This window comes from Pseudoalteromonas sp. SG44-8 (genome assembly GCF_014164125.1).
Taxonomy (GTDB): domain Bacteria; phylum Pseudomonadota; class Gammaproteobacteria; order Enterobacterales; family Alteromonadaceae; genus Pseudoalteromonas; species Pseudoalteromonas rhizosphaerae.
On the sequence record NZ_JACJEQ010000035.1, the window covers coordinates 35,234 to 42,211 of the forward strand.

General features: G+C 37.4%; 4 protein-coding genes and 1 pseudogene. 2 read left to right on the forward strand and 3 right to left on the reverse strand.

What is annotated here, in order from left to right:
- Positions 1-122: 122 nt before the first annotated feature.
- Positions 123-1,949 (reverse strand): GGDEF domain-containing protein, encoded by a 1,827-nt coding sequence (locus tag H5163_RS18770; RefSeq protein ID WP_182731116.1) that lies wholly within the window; start codon positions 1,947-1,949, stop codon positions 123-125.
- A gap of 696 nt (positions 1,950-2,645) precedes the next feature.
- Between H5163_RS18770 and H5163_RS18775 the strand changes: the two genes are divergently transcribed.
- Positions 2,646-3,494: a chitodextrinase gene (locus H5163_RS18775; RefSeq protein WP_182735730.1), complete on the forward strand. Its 849-nt coding sequence runs from the start codon at positions 2,646-2,648 to the stop codon at positions 3,492-3,494.
- A gap of 269 nt (positions 3,495-3,763) precedes the next feature.
- Here the strand turns inward: H5163_RS18775 and H5163_RS18780 are convergent, their stop codons facing one another.
- The gene (locus H5163_RS18780) at positions 3,764-5,302 is read right to left on the reverse strand and encodes an Ig-like domain-containing protein (protein ID WP_182735731.1); all 1,539 of its coding nucleotides are present in this window, start codon (positions 5,300-5,302) and stop codon (positions 3,764-3,766) included.
- A gap of 460 nt (positions 5,303-5,762) precedes the next feature.
- On the opposite strand from H5163_RS18780, the gene H5163_RS18785 reads away from it, so the two are divergent.
- On the forward strand, positions 5,763-6,263 hold the full coding sequence (locus tag H5163_RS18785; protein ID WP_182735732.1) for a hypothetical protein: 501 nt from the start codon (positions 5,763-5,765) through the stop codon (positions 6,261-6,263).
- A gap of 280 nt (positions 6,264-6,543) precedes the next feature.
- On the opposite strand, the pseudogene H5163_RS18790 reads toward H5163_RS18785, so the two are convergent.
- Positions 6,544-6,978: pseudogene (locus tag H5163_RS18790) on the reverse strand (hypothetical protein); the annotation flags it as partial.

Here is a 6,978-nt window from a genome sequence, read left to right on the forward strand (position 1 = left end):
GCTACATCGAGGGGAAAAGCTCAATGACCATGCTGTTTTGAAATATGGGCGTCCTTAGGGTTTAGCTGATTGGATGTTGCCTAACGTTAAAAATTAATACGGTTATTGCCCTAAATAAAGCCTTAGGCAGTAATAGTATTTCTACCACTTCTTTTTGCTGCATATAAATTAATATCAGCACGTTTTGCAGCTTGTTCAGGCGTTTCATCTGGTGCAACTTCCACAACTCCCATACTCACCGTAGCCTTAATGTTTTTTGCTGTATGAGTTTGTTGCTCAATAGAGCTTCTAATTCTTTCTGCGACTTCTAAAGCATGTTGCAGTGATTGTTGCTCAAGTACAATTAAAAACTCTTCTCCGCCAACCCGACCAACGTTATCTGACGAGCGTACTCCTTGTGAAAGTGTATTAACCACTGACTTTATCAGTTCGTCACCAATATCGTGTCCGTACTGATCATTAACCGCTTTAAAGTGATCAATATCAATCGATATAAGTGAGTTAGCAGTGCCTGTACTTTTGCTCTTACTAATTGCCCTTTTCTTCATGTCTAAAATAGCCCGGCGATTGGCAACACCGGTTAACTCATCTTTTAATGCCAATACTTTATAATGTTGCTTATGTTGAACTTGCTTATAGGCATACACAGCCAACATTAAAAGCATCACACAAGCAAAGGCTAAAGTCAGTCGCTGCCAAAACGCCTTATCTACAGCTACAGCCAGTAACTTTTCTTTAATATCAGCAACTTCTTCGAGCCGAGCTATTTCTCGGTTTTGCTGATTTAAATTAAACATTAACCGTTCAGAAAGTAACGCCCTATCAGCCACATTATTCACTTGGGTATTTGCAATTGTTAGCAACTGCTTTTGTACAGCTGCTTGTGTTTGGTAATCACCTTGTCGCATAGCTAAAGCAGCATAAAACTGCAAATATCGCTCTGTAAAACTTGCAGGCCAATTTTGTTGGTCTAATTGAGCTAGCACATTATTTTCACGTACTGCATTGGATATCTGATCTGTTGCTAAAAACCACTGAGCAAGTGCCATTGTATGCAATTGCTTTATCCAATCACTCGTAATATCAAGCGTTTGTACTTGACTAAAATATTGCTGTGCTTTTTCAAACTCATTCAACTGAGTATAAAGCTGGGCAACTTTTATTACCAAGTACCCAAAACCATCATCATTTTCATATTGACGCACCGCAGCAAAGATCGATAAATATAGCTCAAGAGCTTTGCTAACTTCACCCTTTAGTTCATACACGTAAGCAATTTCGTCAGTCACTTTATAATGTTCTTGCACATTAAATGTTGCTAACTCAGACTTTGCACGAAGTAACTGTTCAATCGCTAAATCATAGTTAAAAAGAGCTAAATGTATAGCTGCTATTTCTCTAAGAGTTAAAGCTCGTTCGTAATAGTTTTCAGCCAGTTCGTAAGCTTGGTAAGATTTTTGTGCAGTATCGAAAGCCAACTTATATTGGCCTTTCGCTAAATAAACGCGGTTCAAGACAAAATTAGCAAAACCAATAGCAGAGGTTTGTGATTTATCATCAAGCTCGGGATTTAAAGCAACTTCAGCGATTGGCTGCAAAATCATTTTTGCGCGTTCATATAAACCTTGGCTATAAAGGTGGAAGGCCTCACAGACACTAAGATCTTGCGAAAGCACTGCATCCCCTGAAGAGCTTATAACCTGCTTAGCCTCAGCTAAAAACACTTTAAATGCTTGGCGCTTATCTAGCGTATCGGTATCAAGAAAAAGGCACTTAAACGCCATAACCCTAGCATCGTCTAAGTTATCACTGTATGGCATACCAGCTTCAAGGGAAGCTAATAAAGCCATAGATTCAGGCGTGGTGGTATACCCTTGATAAACGCGATCGATACTGTTTTTTACATCACTGGCAAAAAGACTGGTTGAAAAGAAAAAAAGTAACAACATCCTGTACATACTCTACAATCCCTTAGTCCACAGCGCGATATTTATTATTTTTGTTATCGCCATTAAAATCCAAACGATTATTGCACTAAATTGAATTTGATAACAGATTGAAATAACAAATTTAATCAACCAGTCCTTCGAATAACCATTTACCTCAACGGCACCTTTATTAATCATTACTTATATATGGTTATTTCAGCTAATTAGTTGGTCGCTGTTTACTGAATGATTAGTACATTATTACCCATTCACATGTAAAAATACGGAAGGTGTTGTGTTGTGTTGTGTTGTGTTGTGCCATGACAAAACTACAGTCATACATTTAACACTATTATCCCGTTATCTCGTCCTGAAATAAGCAATAGATGAGTAATTCTTTTCAAGAAGGGTTTTGTTCGCGACAAACTCTAAATACCTAAACCCATGAAGGTAATGACTTTACCAGAAGTAAAAAGTACAGCTTTAAACGAGAGGCCATGGCGCGATGCACCTATGTGTTCTCCGTGGTGACATTCATTTTCTCGCTCTAAAGCTAGATCTATAAGTGAAATCAAAATCCACTGGGGTTCGTTAAACTATTCCCAACCTACAAATTCAGTAATTATTTTAAAATACTCAACCCTTTAGACTTGCATTTACCTAATAAGTAAACTTAATTTGAAGAAGTAATGGAACTCCAATTAAAAGGAATTTGCAATGGCTAAATTAATAATCATCGTTAGTTTACTTTTTTGTTTGCACGCTTACGCGACAAATATTTTTCAGCTTAACTCTGAAGCTAACAATATAAATTTAACCGATACTCAACCCAACCATCAACCATGGAATGCCGACTCTGTCTATGTAGTCGGTGATGTCGTCACTCATAACGATAGTTTATTTATCGCCGCTTTTTGGGTAAAGGGCGTCGAACCAATAGAAAATAAACCCCATTGGGATGGTTGGATTTGGCTGCAAAATACCGTGATAGAAAAGTGGCAAACAAACAAAGTGTATCAAGCCGGCAGCCTTGTAAAACACGGACCCGACTACTACCTTGCCCGCTACTGGAATGAGAATAACGAACCCGCCCCCCACAGTAGTTGGCAAAAAATTAAAGATTTATTTTATCTAACCCCAGATTTACCGCTTGAACACCCTGACGACTATAAAACGCTGGACGGTGTTGATCAAAATGACAACGGTATCCGCGACGATTATGAGCGCTATGTGTATGAAAAGTTTGATTCTCCACAGCTCATCACCTTTAGTTTAGGTGCAGCTTCAACATTACAACTGGTTATTGATATTGAGCAAGGGCGCATACCAAATTTAGATGCTGAGATTGGTAAGCAGATTATTTTGGATATGATCAACATAAGCTACTGTGTTCGATATTTACAAAATTCACACCCACACTTTAAAGAACCCGAAGTTTTATACTTTAATACGATAGATAGAGCTTACGCTAACCGGAAAAGCCAAAATAAAATTAGTGACTATATTGCTTGGGATGACGACTTTCATTACGGCGCTGATAGAGACTGCAAAATCCTTAAGTTGTAAGAAATACTTAGGCTCAGGTCCTGAGAGAGCCTCATGGTTTGCCGTCATTACTAGGTGCGTATGTAGTGGTCAATAAAATTGAGTTTAAAAAATAAGAATACTTGGTTTTTTGAATTAAAAGTTCAAGCACAGCTGCCTGCTTGACCGGAACTTTCTAATGGGTGACCACTTTGCTCTACATCGCTAGACGCTTAATTTTTAATTAATAAGGCAAATCAGCAATAAAAAAGGGCTCTGTGAGCCCTTTAAATCAGTTTTATGGATATAAATTATTGCGGGATATATTGATATATGGCTTTACCATAATAATTGGTATAAGCGCCACCAACCGACAGCAGAGTATTACCATAGGCAACCGTTTTAAAATCACGTAAATAATAGCTAGTCGTATCTTGCACCTCAACCGCAAACGGATTAGCGGTAAGCGTTTTCCATTGCATTAAATCAAAATCAAATTGCACAAAGTTTTTTGCACTTAACAGGTATAACGTATTACCTGTAAGTGTAGTGTCATAATAAACACCGGCTGCAAAATCAGGAATTAACTCTGAATTTAAAACACTTTGTGTTGCAACATCAAATTGACTTAACAGTAATTGCTCGTATTGACGTTGGATAACAAAAAGCGCATCACCTTTGCTAAAACAATGCTGTATTTCATTCAAACTCTCAGGTAATTCTGTTGCTTGCCAGCTGTTGTCCACTGTATTTAAACGATTAAGGCGTTGCTGTTGACCATTTTTAGAAAACGCAATGACCTCACCATTAAATGAACAACTCGCTTGTAGTGGATTAATAAACGGCGCAAAGATCGGTGCTGCAAACGCCTGCCAGGTTTTTTCTTTTGTATCATACACTTCCATATTAGCTTGTGCATTTGCCTCACTTGAACATGCCTCGGTGCCACCAAAGAGATAAAGCTTTTTATCAACAAGCTCTAATTGATAATAATAACGACTCGATTGCGGTGAGCTCAGTTTTTGCCAGCTATTTTGTGCAATATCCCAATGTGACAACCTCGGAGCGCTCGGTTCGGCACTTGCACATATAGAAGCAGCAGCAATCGCAAAGTTATGTGTCACTGCATACAGATCATCACTGGTTGACTGGACATTTAAATGCGCACCTTCAAAACCCGGTAAATCACCGAGTTTAACCCAAGATACTGCAATCACTTCAATATCAAATGCAGGTAAAGCAGCTTCAAATTCACCATCTGAGACACGAATAACAATACCACTGGTTGTACCTGCATGCTGATTTGAAGGCATACCACTTAATACTCCCGTTACGGTATCAAACGTCGCCCAATCAGGTTTATTGTCAATACTAAAACTCAATTGCTGCGAATCAATATCTGAAGCAGCGGCAGCAAAATGATACGTTTCATTCGCTTGCACAGCAGCAGCTGGAGTTCCTGTAATTACTGGCGCATCGTTAACAGCCGCAAGGGTAATATTAACTTTTACCGTACTACTTTCTTTAGTGCCTTTTTTTAGTTTAAAGCTAAAGGTATCGTCACCAAATTGGTCTGCCACCGGCACATAGCTTAAATTTGGGTATGTGCCCGCTATTTCACCAAGCGTAGGTTGATCTACTAATTCTAAAACTATGGCCTCAGCGCCATCAGGGACTTTATTGGCATTAATGACTATAGCTGATGGGCTATCTTCCTTGCCCGTAACCGTCATTAATGGCTGGATCTCAAACACACTTTGGACTTCGGTCGGTGTGCTTTTTTTATCAGAACCCCCACAGCCGGTTAACAATACAGCCGATATAGCTAAACTTAAAATTTTGATCTTCATAATATAAAACCACTTCCGATGTGAAAAGTAATCTAATGGGCCTTCCGTTCCTCATCTTTGCCATACCATTGACGAGCAATGAGCAACAAAAGGATAGAACTTCATTAAATACTAAAGTTTTTTTAGGTACAAGAATTCATGTCAATTCATTGTAAATAAATGTATAAAAAAACTGCAAAAATCACGAAAACCAAATGGGTGACTCCTTGGGTTTCTTGGTTTTTTGAATAAAAAGATCAAGAAAACACAGCTGCCTGCTTGACCGGAAATTTCTAGTGGGTGACCCTGACGAATCTTTGTACTTGTGTTTTTTAATCTACACACCCTAATTATAGCCAATTAAGTATTTGGTGTAATAATGTGTAATAGATATCCCAGATCAAACAACCTAACATTTTATAAACAACACATTTTATGTTGTTTAATCATGAAATAGTTATTAACAATGGAGAAATAAATTATGAGTACCGATACTAATTTTAATATTGATGTTAATCAGCTGATTTCTAGTGTTTTTGGTAGCAATAAAGATCGTAACGATTTGGCTGTGGGTGTAAGGAATGCAACAAAATCAACAATAAGTGTAGATTATTATATTGATCATGGTAGTTTACGAGATGTTGATGGTGGCAACAAAATTAGCCCGGGAGATCTTTGGGAAGCAGGAGTTCATGCTAAAGGTGCTGGTTCAAATATTACTATAAGCATTGAAATTTCTGATAATCAATCAGGTTGGGCAATTATGTCCGCAACACCAGCAAATAAAGAGAATTACTTTAAAGTACAGCATAGTAGAACTCCTTATAGTAGCTCTAAAGATGCATATAAAGCGGCTGATAAAACAAAAAAGCACTACTCTGATGATGGCATTTACGATGAGAGTCATAACGGTTATACGGCAGTGATAAGTATGACTGGTGAAAGTCCTGCAGCCTGTACTATTGTTATCGAAGATAGCTAATTTTAAATTTCCTTTCTGAAACCTATCGAGCGGTAGGTTTTTTATTTATATTAAAGATTTAGAATGAACGAAATGACGAAGAGTCAAATCTTGACTTCAGATATCAAACCATCTCGAAGTTTTTCGTATTGTAATTTAACCTTTTTATCTTCAACCATTAATGTATTCAACCTACCCACCGTTTTAGATATTGCAGAATAATGCTGAACATTATAAATATCTGCTAATACCTGCAAGTTTAACCCCGATAAGTCTTGGCATAATTTAAAACCCAAAGGGGTCAAATCTTGACTTCAGACATCAAACCATTTCGAAGTTTTTCATATTGTAATTTAACCTTTTTATCTTCAACCATTAATGTATTCAACCTACCCACCGTTTTAGATATTGCAGAATAATGCTGAACATTATAAATATCTGCTAATACCTGCAAATTTAACCCCGATAAGTCTTGCCATAATTTAATAGCAAACCAACGTGGTAAGTTTTTCTCTTTTCGCCCCTTTTTAACCGTTATAATCTCATCAACTTCAACATTAAAGTGTTGAACTAAGTAAGCAATTACATCATCTGCTGAGTGCTTTTTTGCTACAAGCTTTCTTTCGCTATCTGACTTGGCAATATAGTCTTTTATGTTTTCAATAAAGTCCTCACAACCCAAAACCGACAATAACTTTTTAGCACTATAAAAAGCGCTTATTTCTTTATTATTTTC